The 20,627-nt window shown below is 60.3% G+C and carries 10 protein-coding genes; 7 read left to right on the forward strand and 3 right to left on the reverse strand.

Going from position 1 to position 20,627, the window contains the following annotated elements:
• Positions 1–16: 16 nt before the first annotated feature.
• Complete coding sequence (locus tag J3U87_RS15050) at positions 17–1,414, reverse strand: sigma-54-dependent transcriptional regulator (RefSeq protein WP_237383874.1); 1,398 nt, start codon at positions 1,412–1,414, stop codon at positions 17–19.
• On the reverse strand, positions 1,399–3,435 hold the full coding sequence (ligA, locus tag J3U87_RS15055) for an NAD-dependent DNA ligase LigA (RefSeq protein WP_237383875.1): 2,037 nt from the start codon (positions 3,433–3,435) through the stop codon (positions 1,399–1,401). Before ligA ends, J3U87_RS15050 begins: the two co-directional genes overlap by 16 nt.
• 988 nt (positions 3,436–4,423) lie before the next feature.
• Between ligA and J3U87_RS15060 the strand changes: the two genes are divergently transcribed.
• The 6 genes from J3U87_RS15060 (at position 4,424) to carB (ending at position 15,243) form a co-directional block, all read left to right on the forward strand.
• On the forward strand, positions 4,424–7,384 hold the full coding sequence (locus J3U87_RS15060; RefSeq protein WP_237383876.1) for a TonB-dependent receptor: 2,961 nt from the start codon (positions 4,424–4,426) through the stop codon (positions 7,382–7,384).
• Between the two features lie 267 nt (positions 7,385–7,651).
• A complete protein-coding gene (locus J3U87_RS15065; RefSeq protein WP_237383877.1) occupies positions 7,652–8,203 on the forward strand; it encodes a PH domain-containing protein in 552 nt (183 codons plus the stop codon).
• Positions 8,190–9,755: a PH domain-containing protein gene (locus tag J3U87_RS15070; protein WP_237383878.1), complete on the forward strand. Its 1,566-nt coding sequence runs from the start codon at positions 8,190–8,192 to the stop codon at positions 9,753–9,755. Before J3U87_RS15065 ends, J3U87_RS15070 begins: the two co-directional genes overlap by 14 nt.
• Before the next feature lie 357 nt (positions 9,756–10,112).
• Positions 10,113–10,577, forward strand: coding sequence for a type VI secretion system tube protein TssD (gene tssD / locus J3U87_RS15075; RefSeq protein WP_237383279.1), 465 nt, complete (start codon positions 10,113–10,115; stop codon positions 10,575–10,577).
• 378 nt (positions 10,578–10,955) lie between these two features.
• A complete protein-coding gene (gene carA / locus J3U87_RS15080; RefSeq protein ID WP_237383879.1) occupies positions 10,956–12,041 on the forward strand; it encodes a glutamine-hydrolyzing carbamoyl-phosphate synthase small subunit in 1,086 nt (361 codons plus the stop codon).
• A complete protein-coding gene (gene carB, locus J3U87_RS15085; protein WP_237383880.1) occupies positions 12,034–15,243 on the forward strand; it encodes a carbamoyl-phosphate synthase large subunit in 3,210 nt (1,069 codons plus the stop codon). Before carA ends, carB begins: the two co-directional genes overlap by 8 nt.
• Before the next feature lie 793 nt (positions 15,244–16,036).
• Here the strand turns inward: carB and J3U87_RS15090 are convergent.
• Complete coding sequence (locus tag J3U87_RS15090; protein ID WP_237383881.1) at positions 16,037–17,470, reverse strand: glyceraldehyde-3-phosphate dehydrogenase; 1,434 nt, start codon at positions 17,468–17,470, stop codon at positions 16,037–16,039.
• Positions 17,471–18,397: 927 nt separating this feature from the next.
• Between J3U87_RS15090 and J3U87_RS15095 the strand changes: the two genes are divergently transcribed.
• On the forward strand, positions 18,398–20,557 hold the full coding sequence (locus tag J3U87_RS15095; protein WP_237383882.1) for a glycosyltransferase family 39 protein: 2,160 nt from the start codon (positions 18,398–18,400) through the stop codon (positions 20,555–20,557).
• Positions 20,558–20,627 lie beyond the last annotated feature (70 nt).

Below are 20,627 nucleotides of genomic sequence, written 5' to 3' on the forward strand. Positions count from 1 at the left end.
ATCCGAGATGTTGGGATTAGAACGTTTCTCCCTGCTCTTCCATTTCCTTGACCTTGCGCTGTAGGGTGCGCAACGAGATGTCGAGCAGTTCTGCGGCTCGGGTCTTGTTGTTGCCGCAGTGGGCCATCATCTGGCGAATGGCTTCCTGCTCCAATTGGCCCATGGTCATGCCGACCGGAATCGTCACGCTGCGCGGCCGATCTTCGCGCTGCTCCAGGTATTCCGGAAAGTCTTCGCGGGTGATGCGGTCGCCCTTGCAGAAGATGACCAGGTGCTCCATGACGTTGCGCAGTTCGCGGATGTTGCCGGGCCATGCGTAGGCACAGAGCGCTTTCATGGCCGCCGGGTCCAGCTCCTTCACCGATTTGCCGTGATCCTCGTTGAAGCGACCCAGAAAATGCTTCACCAGCAGCGGAATGTCTTCTTTGCGTTGCCATAGCGGCGGGATTTGGAGCGTGACCACGTTGATGCGGTAGTAGAGATCCTCGCGGAAGCGGCCCTCGCGCACCTCCTCCATCAAATTGCGGTTGGTGGCGAAGACGAAGCGCGATTGGATGCGAATCATGTCCGAACCGCCGACGCGGGTGAATTCGCGGTTCTCCAGCACCCGCAGCAGTTTGGCCTGCAGATCGAGATTCATGTCCCCGATTTCGTCGAGGAAGATGGTGCCGTTGCCCGCCAGTTCGAATTTACCGATCTTGCGGGTGACCGCGCCCGTGAAGGCACCGCGTTCGTGGCCGAACAGTTCGCTCTCCAGGATTTCGGAGGGAATCGCGGCACAGTTGATGGGCAGGAACCGCTGCCCCTTTTTCTGGGAATGCTGGTGCAGCGCATTGGCGAAAAGCTCTTTGCCCGTACCGCTCTCACCCAGGAGCAACACGTTGGCGTTGGTGCCTGCGACGACGCGCACCTTTTCGAACAGCCGCTCCATCACCGCCGATTTGCCGATGATGTTCTCGAATCCGTATTGCTTGTCCAGGCGGCTCTGCAACATGGCGACCTCGCGGTTGAGCGAGGTGTTGGTGATCAGTTTGGAGACGCGGGCGCGGAACTCGTAGAGATCGATCGGCTTGGTCAGGTAATCGTCCGCGCCGAGTTTCATGGCCTCCACGGCCGAGTCGACCGAGGCGAACGCGGTGACCAGGATGATGCCGATTTCCTCGTTGGCTTTCTTGGTCTCGCGCAGGACGGTCAGGCCGTCGGTGCCCGGCATGCGCAGATCGGTGATGACCAGGTCGATATCGCCGCTGTGGCGACGAATGTGCTCGATACCGGCGGCGCCGTCGTTGAAATCCTCGACGTGATAGCCTTTTTTGGCCAGCGCCAGGCGCATCGCTTTGCGAGATTCGCTCTCGTCTTCGATGATGACTACCTGGCCCATGCTCTCCTCGGTGGTGTTCAGGTGTTTTGCCATTGGTTCAGCCACTCCTCTCCAACCACTTTCACGCCCAGGGCCTGGGCCTTGTCCAATTTGGAACCGGGCTTCTCGCCGCAAACCAGCAGGTCGGTTTTCTTGGTGACACTGGAGGTCACCTTGGCGCCGTGCTGTTTGAGGAGGTCGGTCGCTTCCTTGCGGCTGAAGCCGTCGAAGCTGCCGGTGACCACGACCGTCTTGCCGGTCAGGGCCTGCTCGCCGCCGCGATCGCGATCGCCTTCCGCCACCAGTTTCAGGCCCAGTTCACCGAAGGCCGCGAAGGTCTGGCGGTAGCTGTCCATGCGCAAGTGATCGCTGAGGCTGCGGGCCACCTTCTCGCCGATACCGTGAATGTCGGCGAGTTGTTCCACCTCGGCCGCGAGCAGGGCCTCGTAACCGGGAAACACGTCGATCAGCAATTCGGCGACCTTTTCGCCGATCATCGGAATCCCGACGGCGAACAGGACGCGTGCGAAGGGTTGCTGCTTGGATTTTTCGATTTCGCCGAGCAGGTTGCGAATCCATTTGGTGCCCACTCGCTCCAGTTTCCAGAGTTGTTCCTCGTCCAGGCGATAGATCGAGGCCAGATCGGTGAGCAGCTTCAGTTCCACCATCTGCTGCACGCGTTCCTTGCCCAACCCTTGAATGTCCATGGCGTTGCGCGAGGCGAAGTGCATGATGCGGCGTTCCAGTTGAGCCGGACAGGACAGGTTCTCACAGCGCAGCGCCACCTGATCCGCGACCTTGGCGGGCGGGGTACCGCAGCTCGGGCATTGATCGGGCAGTTGGTAGGGGACCACGCCTTCTTCGCGGCGTGCGGTGATGACCTTGACCACCTTGGGGATGATGTCCCCACCCTTTTCGATGAAGACCCAATCGCCGACGCGGATGTCCTTTTTGGCGATTTCGTCGAAGTTGTGCAGGGTGGCGCGAGCCACCGTGGTGCCGGCCAGACCGACCGGTTCGAAGTGGGCGACCGGCGTGAGTACCCCGGTGCGGCCGACCTGAATGCTGATGTCCAAGATCTTGGTGGTGGCCTGTTCCGCGGGGAATTTGAACGCCGTGGCCCATTTCGGGAATTTGGTGGTGTAGCCGATGGTGTCGTACAGGCCGGTGTCGTCCACTTTCAACACGATGCCGTCGGTGTCGTAGCCGAGATCGTCGCGGCGTGCCGACCAATCCTCGATCAGGGTTTCCAGTTGCGCGTGGTCGGTAATCGACGTGTTGAGCGGGTTGACGGGGAATCCCAGGTCGTGGAGGCCTTGGAGCGCGGCCACGTGGGAATTGATCGATTCGGCCCAGGGTCCCAGGGCCTGGTAGACGAAGATGCGCAGGTGGCGTTTGGCGGCTTCGCGGGAATCCAGAAGGCGCATCGAGCCGGCCGCCGAATTGCGCGGGTTGGCGAACAACGGCAGGTTCTCGGCCAGGCGGGCCTCGTTGATGGCGGCAAAATCGCCGCGATCGATGTAGACCTCGCCGCGCACTTCCATGTACTCGTGGGCCTCCCACTCGGAGACGCGCAGGGGCAGGCCTCGAATGGTCTTGGCGTTGAGCGTCACTTCTTCACCGACCTTGCCGTCGCCGCGGGTGACGGCCCGGGACAGCACGCCGTGGCTGTAGGTGAGGCTGAGCGAGACGCCGTCGATCTTCAGCTCGGCCGAATAGTTGAGCTCGTGACCGGCCGCCTTGACGCAGCGTTCGAAATATTGGGCCAGGTCGGCGCTGTTGTATGAGTTCTCCAGAGACAGCATCGCCACGCGGTGGGCGGCCTCGGGGTGGTCGTCGGCCAAGCCGCCACCGACGCGAAACGAAGGCGAATGGGGTCGCACCAATTTGGCGAAGTTGCGTTCCAGGTCGGTCAGTTCGCGTTCCAGCCCGTCGTACTCCGCATCGCTGATCTCGGGATCGTGATCCAGGTAGTAGCGACGGCGGTGATACTCGATTTGTTCGATCAGCTCGTCCATGCGCGCGGCGGCTTGATCGGCGTTGATTTTTCCGGGCTTGGAGGCATCCTGACTCATGTATTCCCTCGATGTGAAATTCCCCGCGGGGTCCGGCAACCATTTGGAAAAGTGGTGACGCGACGGGGTCCGGTGTCCAAGACGAGGCCGGCGGTGGGCGGCCATCGGGGTCCGACGCCAGGTGTTGCTGAACCTACGTGCCGGTCCCTGCTTGGTTTCAGCGCAGGGCCGCCGGGGCGATTCGAGCGCGTCGCCGCGGTCCGGGTCGTCCTCGGTTGTGAGACCGGTTTCCCTGCGACGAACGCCATGGCGCCATCCCCCGCCGGGGTCGATACGTGGGGTCGACCCAAGCCTCGCCGGACGACAATTCGTCTTGCGAACCAAGCGCATCATAACAGGAGGGCCGAGGCAGCGTCATGTCCATTTGAGGGGTTGTCGACGGTCTCCCGAATCGCCGGTAAAGTGCCTCCCGAGGCCGATTTTTTTTAGGGATCGCAGATTTAATGGAATTTAATTCGCTGCCGAAACGATACTCAGCAAATAACGAGGCGTCCAAACCGAACGACCCGCTCGAGACCTGGGAAGCGTTTATTCCCGTCAGGAAAGCCATGAATTTTTTGCTTGAAAAAAGAAAAGGTTCTCAGAAATGCATGTCTTTGGTGTGGTCGTTCCATTGTGAATTTTCTTGGAACCAGCTTTTCAAAACCCAAAAACGAAAGGATTGCGCTCGTCACCACATGGCGAGTTGTGGTAGGTTGAGATTTCGACGTTTTTACAGATCGAGTAAGCCTGTTCTGAATTGTCGCGTTACCAAGAGGGAAATCTTTGCGGAAAGGTCTTCCGTTGCCCTGCGGAAGTCCGAGGCATTGAGACCATATGGTCGCGAAATACCGTTTTCCTCCGTTTTGACTACCCCTCTAACGGAGAGACGGGAATGCGTCCGTGGTCTCTTCTGGCTCAAACAGCGTCCGTCCGGACGCTTTGCGGACTAAACGTCCAATCCGAAAAAGGAATGTTTCCTGTCATGTTCTTCTCCGGTCGTTCGCATTTGTCGTTTTTGGTTTTGACCTTCCTGTTCCTTTGGTCCTTCCTCCCATTGAAGGCCCAGACTACCTCGACCATGTTCGGCGAAGTGAGGCAAGGTGATGGCGATCCATTGCCCGGTGTCCTCATTCGCGCGGAATCGACCGGATTGATCGGTCAACGTATCGCGGTTTCGGATGCCAACGGACATTTCGTCTTCGTCCAGCTTCCACCGGGTAGCTACGAGCTGACCGCCACCCTGGCGGGCATGCAGACCCTGGTCCATACGGTGGAAGTCAGCTTGAATCAGGTGGCCCGACCCATTTTGCGCATGTCGCCCCAAGAAATCGAAGAATCCCTGAAGGTCGTGGGATCCGAGATGCCGGTGCTCGATACACTGGCCATCACCGCCAATTACGACAACGACTTGGTGGACCGTCTCCCGGTGGATCGGGATCAGGCCGGTACCGCCCTTCTCGCGCCCGGGGTCACGGACTTGGGACCCGGCGGCAACGTGCAGATCAGCGGGGCGCCCAGCTTCGAGAATCTGTACCTGGTGGACGGCGGTGTCGCCAATTTCGACAATATCAAGGGTGAGCCCACCCAGATCGTGATCGAGGACGCCATCCAGGAGACCACCGTGTTGACGGGTTCCATCTCGGCCGAGTTCGGTCAGTTCGCCGGCGGGCTGGTCAATACCATCACGAAGTCCGGGAGCAACACTTTCGAGGGCAGCCTGCGCTTCTCCTTCTTTAACGAGGCCTGGCGCGAGGAGAATGCCGTCGAGGAACGCACCAATCTCGAACTGGAAGACGATTTGAGCAACCTCGGCAGCTTGACCCTGGGCGGCCCCATCATCAAGGATCGGCTCTGGTTCTTCGTGGCCGCGCGTCGCGAGCGCGACGGCAGCAACACCCTGACGCGAGATCCGCGGCCGCTGACGAACGAGCAGGCGCGGGAACTGATGCTGCCGCCCGATCAAAGGGCACCCTCGCCGCAAAGTATTGCCACCGACCGTGAAGACGATCGTTTCGAGATCAAGCTATCCAGTCAAATCGCGCCGGGTCACGATTTCGTCGCCTCCTATTTGAGTCGCGAACAAAACGACATCAACGTCGCCGTCGATGCCCTTCACATCAGTGCCATCCCGCCTTTGGAGCAGGAAGACGAATCCCTGCTCAGCCTGAACTATCGCGGACGGCTGAACGACCTCTTTTCGGTGGAGCTCTGGTACACCGACAAACAGGCCGAGCTGCGCGATTGGTTTCCCGAGGTGGGGCCGGGCGAGGACCTGCGCATCGACTACACGCCGATTCAGGATATCAACGGGTCCCAGGGGGCCTACCAGGCGCCTTTTACCACCGGTCCCATTCCCGAGGAACGCGACAACCGGACCTTCAAGATCAAGTTCACCTACCTGTGGCACACCGAGAACATCGGTCTGCATCAACTGACCGCTGGCTATCAGGACTATCGCGATACCCGGCTTTCGAACAATCAGGCGACGGCCTCCGGTTGGTCACTGACCGCGGCCACGCGATTCGATGAGGACGGGAACCCGATCCCCATCTTCTTCCGAGCCAATCCCGTAGTCGGCCTGACCCGTATCAGCTTCCTGCCCATCGAGCAGGAGTCCCAGGGCAGCGATTTCATCGTGCAGTCGGCCTTCATCAACGACGAATGGTTCCTGGGCGACAGCCTGCGGTTCAACATCGGTGTGCGGTACGACCGCAACGATGCCACCGCCCAGGATGGCTCGCCCGTCGCCGACGACGATCGCTTCAGCCCGCGTCTGGCGGTGCGCTACCATCCCGGCGGCAAGCGCGACCACACCCTGAGTGCGGGCTTCGCACGCTACAACGCGCGATTGGCCGATGTGGCCGGATCGGCCTCCCTGGCCGGCCGCGCCAGCTTCATTTCCTGGGTCTACGACGGGCCTCGAACCGAGTCGATCGCAGAAGTGTTTCAGTGGTTCGACGAGAATATCGGCGATCCGCTGAGTCCCGAGGCTCTGGCCCAGGCCGCCATCGTCCGTCGTCAGGACGCCGATGATCCCACCATCGTCATCGCCGACGACCTGACCTCTCCGATCGCCGACGAATGGACCCTGGGCTACGCCCGCAGTTGGGGCCAGCGCGGTCACCTGAAATTCGACTACGTCTTCCGCGATTACCAGGACTACTACGCCACCTTCATCAACCTGGATACGGGCACCAACGAGGCCGGTACGGCCGACCGACAGGTCATCGACAACGATCCCGGCTTCTACAAGCGCGAGTACCACGCCGTTCAGGTCCAGGGCCAGTGGCAATTCTCCCGAAGCGGCTACCTGGGCGGTTCCTATACCTGGTCCCAGACCTACGGCAACAGCACGCCGGAGAACCGCGATACCGGAAGCGCCTCGCTCAATGCACTGACCATCTATCCCGAGTTCAATTCCTTCGACCAACGTGCGCCGAACGCCTATCTGCCCGAGGATCTTCGCCACAACCTCAAGGCCTGGCTTTCCTATTCCTGGGAGTTGGATTTCGGGTTGTTCAACACCACCCTGTTTCAGACCTACCGCAGCGGTCTGCCTTACGGCGCATTCACCGACAACGTCCTTGCCAACGGTGATTTCGGTTTTCCGCCCAATCCGGGCTACATTAACCCGCCGTTTTTCACCCGGTATTTCTTCGACAACATCGGCACCCACCGCACCGATTCGCTGTTGCAGACCGATGTGGCCCTGAACCTGGAAATTCCCCTTCAGCGCATCGAGTTTTTCCTGCGGTTCGACATTCTCAACCTGTTCAACGGCGATGCCACCCACTTTACGTCGGGGCTCGAAACCAACACCGAGTTCCGCAAGCCGTGGAACGTGCTGACCGATACGCCGAATCGTGGCGAGCATTGGGAATACGCTCGCGATTTCGGCGAGGCCCGGGGTCCCGAATCCCTGCAGAGTACGCGCGAATTCCGGTTCGACGTGGGATTGCGTTTCTGAGTCGGGCAGTACACGCCGAATCGGCGCGCCTCCCGAATCCTGGGCCGGGCTCGGCCCGACCCGGTCGGGCAGCGAAATGATCGGGCGATCCGTGGCGCTCGGGTTGGCTTACCGTGTAACAAACTGACAGGATTCGTTTTATCGTTACGATGCCGGTGCCGTCGACGATCGGTCGCCCTTGGCCTTCCGCTCTCCGAGACGGGAAAGGTCTCCGTATCTAGTTGGGCACTGGAGTAGAATGGTGGCATCGATGCAAGGAGCCGCTTCATGGATTTTACCCCGCCGATACGCCGGGTGTCGCATCCCATCACCGATGTGTCGGAATTGACCCCGAAACCGACCATGGCATTTCACCCGCTGGATCCCAACATTCGCTACATTTGGATTATCGCGATCGGTATTCGCTGGACCTTTCTCTTCGTGTTCGCGGTGGTCGTGTCCCTTTCGGTCCTGGCCGCCATGGAGGAGGTTAAGGGCTGGATCGTCGCCGCCTTGGGCCTTTTGATGTTTCTGGCCATGATCAACGTAACCTGGCCGCTCCTGTCCTATCGGCACTGGGGCTATGCCCTGCGCGATCACGACCTCCTGATTCGGACCGGGGTTCTGTGGAAACGGATCTACGCGGTGCCCTTCGCCCGCATTCAACACGTGGATACCCATTCCGGGCCCATCGAGCGCAGTTTCAATCTGGCCAATCTGATCATCCACACCGCCGGGGCCCAGTTGGGCAGCCTGGAAGTGCCGGGCCTGCCCATCGAGGAGGCAGAGGCCTTGCGCGACTACTTATCCGAGGTTGGCCACACGCATGCAAACATCTGAAAATCAAGCCGAATGGCGGCGGTTGCAACCGGCCATGTTGTTGCTGGGATTCGGCGATATTCTGCGGCGCAACCTGGTTCCGGTCCTGCTCGCCATGATGCTGCAAAAACAGAGAACCTTCATCCTGATCTTCGTGTTCTTCGGGTTCATCCTGTCCCTGTTCAGCCTGATCCTGCGGTTCATCAGCCTGCGGTACCTGGTCGACGCCGACCACATCACCATTCACGAAGGCATTTTCTCCAAGAAGATCCGGCGGATTCCCATCAAACGGATTCACAACATCAATGTGCGCCAAAACATCGCTGCCCGTTTGTTGGGCGTGGTGCGGCTGGACATCGAAACCGCGGGTGGCGGCGCGGCCGAAGCCACCTTGGTGGCGCTGACCCGTTCGGAGGCGGATGAGATCATCGCGATCGTCCGCGAAGGGAAAAAGGAGGCGGGAATCCTTGCCCCGTCCGACGATGTGGACGAGCAAGGCGAGGAAGCCTCCGACGCGGTGTACCGCATCAGCCTGATCGACATCCTGGTGGCGGGTGCGACCACCAGCCGAATCGGACTGGTCCTCATCGCGATCGCCGGGGTGTTTCAATATTTCGACGAGGCGATCTTCCAAAAGAGCCCCGAGTGGATACAGCGCAGCGGCCAGGCGGTCGAATCCCTGCGCAATCAGAGCTGGCTGCATGTGATTCTGGTGGCCGGCGGCACCATTCTATTGTTGTTCTTTATTTCCTGGCTCATCAGCATCATCTCCGCCTTCGTGCGTTGGCACCGGTTCACACTCCGAAGCCACGAGGGGGATCTGAGTATCCGGACCGGCCTGTTCACCGTTCGCGATTACACCTTTCCGATCAAAAAAATCCAGGCCCTGCAGTGTCGCATGTCCGCGTTCCGGCGGCCCTGGGGCTTGATTCAGATCTTCGTGCAATCGGCCGGGCACGTGGGTTTTCAGGATCAAGGCAGCTTGGAATCCGATCTCCTGGTGCCCATCACCCATCGCCGTAGGACCCGTTTCTTCGTGGAAACCGTCTGGCCGGAGAGCCGTTGGGACGAGGTCGATTGGCAGCCGGTCCACATCTACACCCGCAATCGCCATTTTCGGATTCTCCTATTTCTCGGCCTGCTGCTGAGCGTGGCCATCTTTTTCCTGATGAAGGGCGCCAGTGGTGCGCTGGGTTTGGCCACGGCGGTGTTCGTGGGCTCCTCGGCGGTGGCGTTCCTGGTGGCCGATCAGACGTTTCGACAGACCGCCTACGGCCGCGACCAACAATTCGTCTATATAAAGACCGGCTTCATCGGGCTGCATTTCTGGGTCATTCCCATCGCCAAGATCCAGAATGCGGCCGTGGAACAAAACCCCTTTCAGCGCTATTACGGTCTCGCCAGCCTGCGCATCGACGTGGCCGGCGGAGGCGAGCGAGAGGCGGTGATCCCCAATATCGATGTGGGCGAGGCCTGGCTTTTGTTCAACCGGTTCGTGAATCCGGAGGCGCCCCGCACCCAAACCCGGAACGGCTCTTCGAGCCCATCCGAACCGGAGTCCGCTTCCGCCTAGCGGGTGACCGACCGGAAACGAATAGACGCTAACAGCCGAGTGGCTCGCCTGGATGGGTGCGTTACCAGGTCTCGGGAAACGATTCATCGTCAGGGTGCTGCGCCCGTCGCGAGCCGGCGGGTCGGTCGCGGGCCGAAGCGACAAAATCGCGACAGGTGTACCGGCATAGGAACACCCGGAGAAAGACCGTTTGCCGAAAAATGGAACACCCTATTCCAGGCGGCAAACAGATTGGATGACGCGAAAACTGACTGTTTTGTAAAAGTTTCTTTATTTACACGGAGTTACAAAACTGGCACGCTCCTGGCTATAACGAGATCCCGTCGTTTACAAGCCATCTCTCAAAGGAGTATTCCCATGACGAACTATGCGTATATCGAGTGCCCCATTGCCGGTGAGTCCCCGGATGCGGGTTTTGAAGGTCAGATCCGTGTTCACGAAATGAGCGTCAGCTCTGCTCTTCCCGTTTCCGAACTGGACAACAACATCAAAGGCCGTCGTACCCGTCAGCCTTTCATCTTCCGCGCCGAGACCGGCAAGCACACCCCCGGTTTCTATCAGCACCTGTTCAACAACCTCGAAATGGCCGACCTCACCGTTCACATGGTGAAGCCCGACATCAAGGGCGACCAGTTCGAGTACTTCACCATCAAGTTCAAGGAACTGAAGGTGATCAAGGTTGGTTCCTACAAAATGCACGTGCATGCGCCCCATTCCGGCAACTACGTGGACGAAGACGAAATCGCTCTGGTATACGGTGAAGTTACCTATTGCTACAACGAAGACGGCATCGAAGTAATGGACCGTCACGACAACAAGTAATCGACCAATTGTCCGGCCCCTCGGGGTCGGATTTGTCGGGTGTTCCAACAAAACGGCCTATCGTTTTCCCGACACACATGCAAATGTCTATATCGAAAAGGGAGCCAACCGGCTCCCTTTTCTCGTTTGGGGGCCGGTATCGGCGCCGGCTCGCATGGCTAGTGAATACAGTGGGATTCGATCCCCGATCGGGCCGAATCCTCCGAGCTTCGGGTGTCCTGCACCCGGCTCGCGCCGGTGATTTTTATATCCGGCCGCTCAAAAGAAGCGTTGATCCCCTTGCGCTCGCACTATAGAATTGCCTTTTCAGCCAGACAAAGTCAAGGCGGCGTCCGGATCATATCCCGGTCACCGCCTTTCGTGTATTCGGAGGAATCTTTGCAAGGGTATCTGCTTTTCCCCACTGGGCAGAGTCTGTCCGGAACTCTGATCGGCGCCAAGGCACCACAACTGGGCGAGTTGGTCTTCAATACTTCGATGACCGGCTACCAGGAAATCCTGACCGACCCCAGCTACCACCGACAGATTGTCGTGCTGACCTATCCTGAAATCGGCAACTACGGTTGCCATTTGGAAGTCAACGAATCGACCCTGGGTCACGCCGCGGGCATGGTGTTCCGCAATCTGAGCCCCGGGTCCTTTCACAATCGCTATCACCAAACGTTCGACCCTTTTCTGGCTGAAATCGGGGTCACGGCCATTACCGGCCTCGATACGCGCCGTCTGACCCAGACGATTCGCGACGAGGGACCGCGCAACGTGTTGATCGCGCCCCAATCACTGCCACTCGAAGAGGCCAAAGTGCGCCTTGCGGCCGCGGAGCCCATGGAAGGCGCCAACCTGGTGCCCCAAGTCTCCACGACCGAAAAAGTCGTTCACGGCGAAGGCGACCACCACATCGTGCTCCTGGATCTGGGAATCAAGCTGGCCACGATCCGTGCCCTTCAGAAACGCGGCTGCCGCGTGACCCAGGTGCCCTGGAACACCGACCTGGCCGCGGTCGAGGCCTTGAAACCCGACGGGATCCTGATCTCCAACGGGCCCGGCGATCCCGCCGCGGTTCCCGGCGTTCGCGGTACGATCGCCGCACTCATGGATCGCTACCCGGTCATGGGTATCTGTCTCGGATTTCAATTGATGGCCCTCTCCCTCGGGGGACGGACCTACAAATTGCCGTTCGGCCACCGCGGCGGCAATCACCCGGTCAAGTTCGAGGGACGGGTCGTGATCACGTCGCAAAACCACGGGTTCGCCGTGCACGAGGATTCCCTCGACCTGAAGCGCGTCGAGATCACCCACCACTCGTTGTTCGACGGCTCGCTCGAGGGCTTCCGCCTGCGCGACAAGCCGGTTTTCGGCGTTCAATTCCACCCGGAGGCGGCACCCGGCCCCAACGATTGCCTGGATCACTTCGATTATTTCCTGCAACAGGTGGCAAATCACAAGGGAGATCGCCATGCCTAAGCGAGAGGACATCAAAAGCGTGCTGCTGATCGGCAGCGGACCCATCACCATCGGTCAAGCCTGCGAGTTCGACTATTCCGGGGTCCAGGCGATTCGTGCCCTGAAGGAAGAGGGCATTCGCGTCATCCTGGTGAACTCCAATCCCGCCACGGTCATGACCGACCCCGATCTCGCGGATGTGACCTATATCGAGCCCCTGACCCCGTCCTTTCTGACCACCATCATCGAGCAGGAGCGCCCCGATGCCCTGCTGCCCACCATGGGTGGACAGACTGCGCTCAACCTGGCCATGTTGCTCGACGAGCGCGGCATTCTGGAACGCTTCGGCGTCGAGTTGATCGGCGCCTCGGTGGAGGCCATCACCCTGGGTGAGGATCGACTCCGGTTCCGCGACCTGATGACGGAAAACGGGCTCGAAACCTGTCGCGGCGGCTTCGCCCACAGCATGGACGAGGCCCGCACCATCCAGGCCGACATCGGCTTCCCGGTCATCATTCGCCCCAGTTTCACCCTCGGTGGATCCGGTGGCGGCGTGGCCCACACGCGCGAAGAATTCGAAGCGATCGCCGATTCGGGCCTGACCGCCTCGCCCAACTCGCAGATCCTGATCGAGGAATCGATCATCGGGTGGAAAGAATTCGAACTGGAAGTCATTCGCGACAAGGCCGACAACGGGATCATCATCTGTTCCATCGAGAACCTGGACGCGATGGGCGTACACACCGGCGATTCCATCACGGTGGCGCCGGCGCAGACCTTGAGTGACCGCGAATACCAAAATCTTCGCGACATCTCCCTCAAGGTACTTCGCCTGGTAGGTGTGGAAACCGGCGGGGCCAACGTTCAATTCGCGGTCGATCCCCGATCCGACCGGGTGGTCGTGGTCGAGATGAATCCCCGGGTTTCGCGCAGCTCCGCCCTGGCCAGCAAGGCGACCGGTTATCCGATCGCCAAGGTGGCCGCCAAACTGGCGTTGGGCTACACGCTCGACGAACTGAAGAACCAGATCACCCGCGTCACGCCCGCCTCCTTCGAGCCCAGTCTCGATTACGTGGCTGTCAAGTTCCCGCGCTGGGCCTTCGAGAAGTTTCCCCGCGCCAACGCCACCCTGACCACCCAGATGAAATCGGTGGGCGAGGTGATGGCGCTCGGGCGCAGCTTCAAGGAAGCCTTTCTCAAAGCGGTCCAGAGCCTCGAGCAGGGCCGCCATCACCTGGGGATCCCGCGGTCCGAGGCACCCGACGACCTGGAAGAGCGCCTGCGCGTACCCAGTTGGCTGCGCATGCGCAGTATCTTTCACGCGCTGCGTGCCGGGTGGACCATCGATCGAATCTACGCCCTGACCCACATCGATCCCTGGTTCCTGGCCCATTTCCGCGACATCGTGGAGCTGGAACGCGACTTGGCGCGCTACGAGCCCGAGCAAATCCCCGAAGAGCAACTGCGACTGGCCAAGTACTGGGGCCTTTCCGACGCCGGCATCGCCGTGCTCAGCGGTACCGACGAATCTGTGATCACCGCTCGAACCAGTCGTTTCCCCTACGGCTTCAAGGCGGTCGACACCTGTGCCGGCGAGTTTCCGGCGGAGACGCCCTACCTCTACGGCGCATCGGGAGAAGAAAGCGACGTCACGCCGCTGCCAGGTCCCAAGATCGCCATCATCGGCAGTGGTCCCAACCGCATCGGCCAGGGCATCGAGTTCGACTATTGCTGTGTCCAGGCCGTGAATGGGTTCAAGCAGGCCGGGTACCAGACGATCATGATCAACTGCAATCCCGAAACCGTGTCCACCGATTTCGACGTGGCCGATCGGCTCTATTTCGAGCCCCTGATCCTGGAGCGGGTGGCCTGTATTCTCGCCTTCGAGAAGCCCGATGCGGTGGCGGTCGCCTTCGGCGGTCAGACTTCGTTGAACCTGGCCGAACCGCTCGCCAAACTGGGTTATCGCATCATCGGTACCTCCAGTGACATCATCCACAAGGTCGAGGATCGCGAGACCTTTGCCAAAATCATCGAAAAGACGGGGCTGCGCCAAGCCGAACACCGCACCGCCGCCAATATCGAGGAGGCTCGCCGGCTCGCCGCCGAAATCGGGTTCCCCTTGATGGTGCGCCCCAGTTTCGTGCTGGGTGGCCGCGCCATGTCGATCGTGTTCGACAGCGACGACTTGGAGCAAAGCCTGAAAATGGCGATGGAGGCGACGCCCAACCAGGCGATTTTCATCGATCGCTTTTTGGACGATGCCATCGAATTGGACGTGGATGCGCTCTCCGACGGCAAGGACATCGTCATCGTCGGCATCATGCAGCACATCGAGGAGGCCGGCATCCACAGCGGCGACTCGTCCTGCGTCCTGCCGCCCGTGCTGCTGACGCCCACCCAGGTCGCGGAGGTCAAACGTGCCACGCGGGCCCTTGCCAAGGAGCTGGACGTGGTCGGTCTCCTCAACGTCCAGTACGCCTACTGGCGCGACGCGCTCTACGTCATCGAGGCCAATCCGCGTTGCTCCCGCACCGTTCCCTTCGCCGCCAAGGCGATCGGGATCCCGATCCCCGAAATGGCCGCCCGCGTCATGGCCGGGGCGACCATCGGGGAACTGGCTATTCCGCTCGAGCCTGAACCCTACATGTGGCACGTCAAGTCACCCGTCTTTCCCTTCAACAAGTTGCAGGGAGAGGATCCCGTGCTCGGCCCGGAAATGAAATCCACCGGTGAAGTCATGGGCTCGGCCCACTCTTTCGGCAACGCCTTCGCCAAGGCCTACCGCGCGACCGGCTACAAGCTGCCGCGCGAAGGCACGGCCTTTTTGAGTGTGACCGACAACGACAAGCCGGTGATTCTGTTGGTGGCGCGCGATCTCTACCAATTGGGCTTCGAGTTGATCGCGACGCGTGGGACCGCCGAGTTCCTGCGACAACAGGGTCTTCCGGTGGAAACCATTCGCAAACGGCATCAGGGCAGCCCCAACATCGTGGATCGGATTCACGAGCGCAAGGTCGCTTTGATCATCAACACGCCGGTCGGCAAGAAGAGCCACGAGGACGACCGCTACATTCGTTTCGAGGCCCTGCGCCTGAACGTTCCCTGCATCACCACCACCTCCGCGGCGCAAGCCGTGGTATCCGCGATCCGAGCGATCAAATCGGAGCGGTTGATGGTCGAGAGCCTGCAGAGCCTGGCGAAAACCCGAAAAACGAGCTGAATCCGGCCGTACGAAATCGAGGGCCGCGGGTATGCCATCCGCGGCCCTTTTTACATAGGATTCAAAAAGATCGAACCGCTCCCACCACGCCGCCAAGGATCCTGCGGGCGACCGAGCTCGGTGGCGAGGGAACCGCGCCAAAGCCGAGGATCGGGGTCAAGGGCGCATCAATAAAAGAAAGTTGCGAGCACGACGACAGGAGAGGCGCGGCGTCGGTGCTCGGCGACGGATTGAATTTCCGTTCACAACATTCTCTTACATTTTTTTTACGATCTCCTTGACTTGGGTTCCCGGGGCGATCATATTGCCATTATAAGGTTCCCAAAAAGGAGGTATTAATAAGCCCACCAGATCAAAAACTACAATTTGATCCTCATTTAGGTGGAGCCTTACTAAGGTTGCCACCAAAATAAAATGTCTTTACATTTTAATTGTCAAGGTTACCTTCGCGAAAAAAGAGCCTGAGTCCAAAGGACTTCCGGCTCTTTTTTGATTTTGGGGCCTTTCTTTTTCAATGGTATATCGAAGTGTTCCGAGGTCTCGATTTGAGGTGTCGCTCGAATCGATTTTTTTCTCCGTAAAATGTGCCAATGCCTGTTATGTCTTTTCGCCCTCTTGAACGGGTTGATTGTGCGTCGAATACTCACATTTTGGTAACATATTCGACCGTGCACCGGGCCAGGCTCCTCATCTTCCCGCTTGGAACCACCTCGGAGCGCACGACATCGCTATCGCGGACGTTCCGGATGCGATGCCGTGGCCGTTTCGGATCAGGTGCCGTGGCCGGTTCCGATCAGTAGTAGCGCAGGCGCTCCACGCCCGAAACGATGCGGGCCACGCGAGCGACCTGCATCGAGTAGCCGAATTCGTTGTCGTACCAGACGTAGATCACGGCACGCTTGCCGTGGACCTGGGTGGCCAGGGAGTCGACGATGGCCGCGTGGGTGTTGCCGACCATGTCGCTGCTCACCACGTCTTCGTCGCGGGTGTAGTCGATCTGGGCGACCAGCGGGCCTTCCAACGAGGCGCGGCGCAGCATGTCGTTGATGGTGTCGCGATCCACTTCCTGTTGCAGTTCCATGTTGAGGATCGCCAGCGACACGTTGGGGGTCGGTACCCGTACCGCGTTGCCCGTCACGCGTCCGGTGAGTTCGGGAAGGGCCTTGGCGACCGCGCTGGCGGCGCCGGTTTCGGTGATGACCATGTTCAGGCCGGCCGAACGGCCGCGACGCTCTTTCTTGTGGTAGTTGTCCAGCAGGTTTTGGTCGTTGGTGTAGGAATGCACGGTTTCCACGTGGGTGCTCTCGATGCCGAACGCGTCGTTGACCGCTTTCAGAACCGGTACGATGGCGTTGGTGGTGCAGGAAGCGGCCGAGAAAATGCGTTCTTCCTCGTTGAAGGTGCGGTGGTTGACGCCGTAGACGATGTTGGGGATGTCGCCTTTGCCGGGCGCGGTCAGGAGGACGCGGTCGGCACCGTTGGCCTTCAGGTGGAGACCGAGGCCGTCGCGATCGCGCCAGACACCGGTGTTGTCGACGATCAGCGCGTTCTTGATGCCGTAGGCCTCGTAGTCCACCTGATCGGGCGAAGAAGCCGAAATGAACTTGACGAAGACACCGTTGGCGACAAACGCGTCTTCCTCTTCCAAAACGGTGATGTTGCCCTGGTAGGGCCCGTGAACCGAGTCCCGTTGGAACAGGGCCGCGCGCTTGGCCACGTTCAAATTTCCGCGACACACGACCGCCCGCAGCCGCAGGGCGCCGCCGCCACCGGCCTGGTTCACCAGCAGGCGCGCCATCAGTCGACCGATGCGGCCAAACCCGTAGAGCACGACGTCACGGGGTTCGAAGTCGGCGCCGTTCGGTTTGAGATGATCCGTCAGGCATCCTTCCAGGAAGGTGCGGAGCTCACCGCGATCCTTGCCGGATTCCACCCACTTGACGGCTAGGAGACCGATATCGATACGGGAAGGGCACAGGGGCATGTCGGCGAGGGTTTCGATGATGGGCAGGGTCAACTCGATGCCGAAATTCACTTTGGAAATTTGACGCGCGTAATTGTGACTCTTCAAAATGTCGATCGGGCCCTGGTGCACCATGACGCGGCGAAACAACAGTAGCTCCACGGAGCGTTCGACCCAGAGTTTGTGGATGGGCGAAATGGCGCGAATGGCGAGCTTCTCTCGTTCGACGAAATTCTTCAGCTCGTTTTGGTATTGAGAAACCATGAGGACTCCTTAAAAAGAAACCGCCTGGCGGTAGGTGTTGCCGTAGGGGATCACATGGATGGAAGTTGGTGGAAACATGGAAGATTTCGGATCGGGATCCGGCAGATCTCGATCGCGACTCGTGTGCCCTCGATGCCGCGATGCCTTTCCCGCCCGCGAGGCATGGGACGTCCGACAGAAGCTGACCTTCGTTCGCCCCTCGATGACGGCCCTCCGTAAGCGGCCCTCCGAAAGCGGTACTCCCCATTCCACCTGCGCTGCCTTGTCTTATGGTCTGAAACCCAGTTCGAATGATCCTCGTCGGCATGCGGGATCGACCTCGACCTGACGGACTGCAGCGGGCGGCGATCATGCACGGCACAGGCTCCCCCCATGAGCCGTACATCCCTACCCGATCCGGTCCGACACCTCGCTAACTCGCACCCCTTCAAATCACTCGCACCGGGTGAAAAAACTCCCCCAAAAAGTCGGCTGATGGTGACGGCCGCCGCCCAATGGGCGGAAAACCGCGCCAAGTATACCACAGAGCGCACATTCGCCGTGGTTGCTGTTGGCAGTGGTTCCCGTTCCCGCGCTATACTTCCCTAGCTCGCGCGTACTTGCATCGATGAGGTGATGCCCGAGACCCGTCGTTTTTGGTGGCGCGCCATTTGAAATCGCCGGGTTGAGACGGTCAGGAAGCGTGCTCCGATTCGGGTGACCTCTCACCTCGCCAAGCGCGGCCGAGCGCGTTTCAGGTCCCTTCGGTTCCCATGTCTCCTCTGCGTATGACCGTCGGACGCATCGACCGATCTCGGGTCCGGCCGGTGGGAGGCGCCGGTGCTCGACCGTGGCACGGGGGTTGCCAGATCTGGCGGACATGGGCGCGCGTTCCCCGACGACATACCCACCGGTTCCCTCCTCACAGAAATCATTCGAGGTCTTCCCATGGATGGCGGTTTTCTTTCCCTTGGCGACGCACGACACGTCTCACTTTGGAGTGTCGCCGCACTCATGCTTGTCTGCACCGCGATCTATGTGCCGTTCACCGACAAGGGGCCGACCAACGACGACCTCATCTATTTGGATTACGCCGATAGGCTGACCCTGAATCCGGCCCGTTGCCAGGTGTCGGACTACGTGTTTCAGGGGCGGGTCCTCGAGAATTTCGTGGTTTTCGAGTCCACTCATCCGCCGCTCGTGCCCTATTACATTCGCGTGGTGCGCCACCTCGTCGGTCGCGACCTGGTTCATCTCCACCTGGCGTTTCTGCCGTTTCTGTGGCTGGCGACCCTGGGCCTGGCCGGCCTGATTCGTCATTACACCGATCATCCACCCTGGGTGGCGCTGGCCCTGACGCTGGGACCCATGTTCCTTCCCAACGCCGCGACCTTGATGACCGATGTGCCGCTGTTCGCCTTCTGGGTCGGCGGGCTTTGGTATTGGGAGCGGACGCTGGCCCGAACCGGCGCTTCCGCCACCCGCAATTTGATTCCATGTCTGATCTTCACCTTCGCCGCCGTGTTCACCGCCTACCAGGGGTTCGGGTTGCTGGCCCTGATCGCCGTACGCGGCTGGAGCAAAAGGCGCATGGGTGAAGTACTGATCGTTTTCGCCTGTACCGTGGTGCCGATGGTGATCTGGCTGTCCATGGTCTATTACTATCACGGGATCGTGCCCTATTTTGCCGCGCCTCGCGACGAACTCAGCATTGCCACCGAAGTCCACAAGGGACTCGATGCCACCAACATGTGGATCAAGGCCCGGGTCATGGTGCTCTACGGCGGTGCCGCCATCGGCCTGTTCGCGCCTCTGGCACTCCGGCTGGCCGCCGGCGGGCGATTCTTCTATCCGCTGATGGCCTGTCTGGGCTGGGCCTGGGTACTCCTGCTGAATCTTCAAAACGATACGGGCTGGTTCCCCGGTTTCTGGGCCTGGGGCTTGATGGGCTTGGGGCTGGCTCTCTTGCCCTCCCTGTTTCACGCCGTTCGGAGTTTGTTCGGCATCGACGAGGAGGGCAGCATCTGGTTGGTCCTGTTGGCTTGGTTCGCCGGCCTGGCGCTGTTTCAAATCGGGCTCGCGGCCTTCGCCTCACCTCGTTACAACCTGCTGCTCTTTGCCGCCCTGCTTCTGATGGTGCTCCGCGCCACCCCGCCGCGGTTTGCCGCGGTCACCGTCTGGACCTTGATCAGCACCGGTATCGCGGTCGGTCTCGGGTGGATGGTGGCACGCGTGGAGTTCGATTTCAGTCGCGCCCAACGCGTCGCCGATCTGGAACTTCCCGTCGCGCCCGGCGAAATTCACTTCGTCGGCGAGATGGGGGTTCGCCACTACGGCGAACAGGCCGGCATGATCTATCTACAGGTCGACCAAACGGATGACGTGCGCTACCTGCTCGTGCCGCGTCTCACCGATCACATCCAGGTGCCCGAATCGCTGCTGGCGCGTGCGGAGATCGCCGGCCGATACGAGGTGCCGAGCCGCTGGCCCCTGCGGCTGCACGCACCCGACCACCACACCAGTTACTATCTGCACGCACGGGGCATCTTGCCGTTCTCGTTCGTTCCCGGCCCGGGAACGATGGAAGCTTACACCCTCTTCAAGGTCTATCACCAGATCATGCCCGCCTGGGTCGTCGGCCCCGAATCCAGGATCGAACCGGCGGGACCCATCTTGCCCGAATCGCCGATCGTCACGGAGTTCGATTGCCCGAAGGATGGACTGACGCGGGTTCGACTGAATCTGGCGACCTACAACCGGATCAACACGTCGACGTTGCGGGTGGCGATCAGCGAACTCGGCCTGGCGGAGGCCGAGGAGTCCCTGTTGTGGTCGGTCGATCTCGATGCCGCCCAGATTCGCGACAACAGTTGGTTGACCCTGGATTTAGAGCCCCTTGCGAGCGCCGGCAAACGCTTGAGACTGGCGCTTTCCTCGCCGGATGCGACTCCCGCCAACGCGGTGACCATTTGGGTGAACAGGGCCGGCGCGGGCGGCTACCGCTACGGAGAGACGGTTCAAGCAGGCCAATTGGGACTCTCGATGTTTTGTTTCCCTCGTGCAGCCGCCGGGGAAGTCGAGACGGTGGCGCCGAATCCCAGCGAGTGACTGCAGACGCCGGCTTCGCCAGCTTCGATGTTTTCCCGGGCCGACCTCTGCTATAATGGTCGGGCTCTTT

The organism is Sulfidibacter corallicola (assembly GCF_017498545.1).
Taxonomy (GTDB): Bacteria; Acidobacteriota; Holophagae; order Acanthopleuribacterales; family Acanthopleuribacteraceae; genus Sulfidibacter; species Sulfidibacter corallicola.

Coding starts and splice junctions, on each gene's coding strand:
- tssD (WP_237383279.1), top strand. CDS start 10,113: ATGACGAACTATGCGTATATCGAGTGCCCCATTGCCGGTGAGTCCCCG.
- J3U87_RS15070 (WP_237383878.1), top strand. CDS start 8,190: ATGCAAACATCTGAAAATCAAGCCGAATGGCGGCGGTTGCAACCGGCC.
- J3U87_RS15050 (WP_237383874.1), bottom strand. CDS start 1,414: ATGGCAAAACACCTGAACACCACCGAGGAGAGCATGGGCCAGGTAGTC.
- ligA (WP_237383875.1), bottom strand. CDS start 3,435: ATGAGTCAGGATGCCTCCAAGCCCGGAAAAATCAACGCCGATCAAGCC.
- J3U87_RS15090 (WP_237383881.1), bottom strand. CDS start 17,470: ATGGTTTCTCAATACCAAAACGAGCTGAAGAATTTCGTCGAACGAGAG.
- J3U87_RS15095 (WP_237383882.1), top strand. CDS start 18,398: ATGGATGGCGGTTTTCTTTCCCTTGGCGACGCACGACACGTCTCACTT.
- J3U87_RS15065 (WP_237383877.1), top strand. CDS start 7,652: ATGGATTTTACCCCGCCGATACGCCGGGTGTCGCATCCCATCACCGAT.
- carB (WP_237383880.1), top strand. CDS start 12,034: ATGCCTAAGCGAGAGGACATCAAAAGCGTGCTGCTGATCGGCAGCGGA.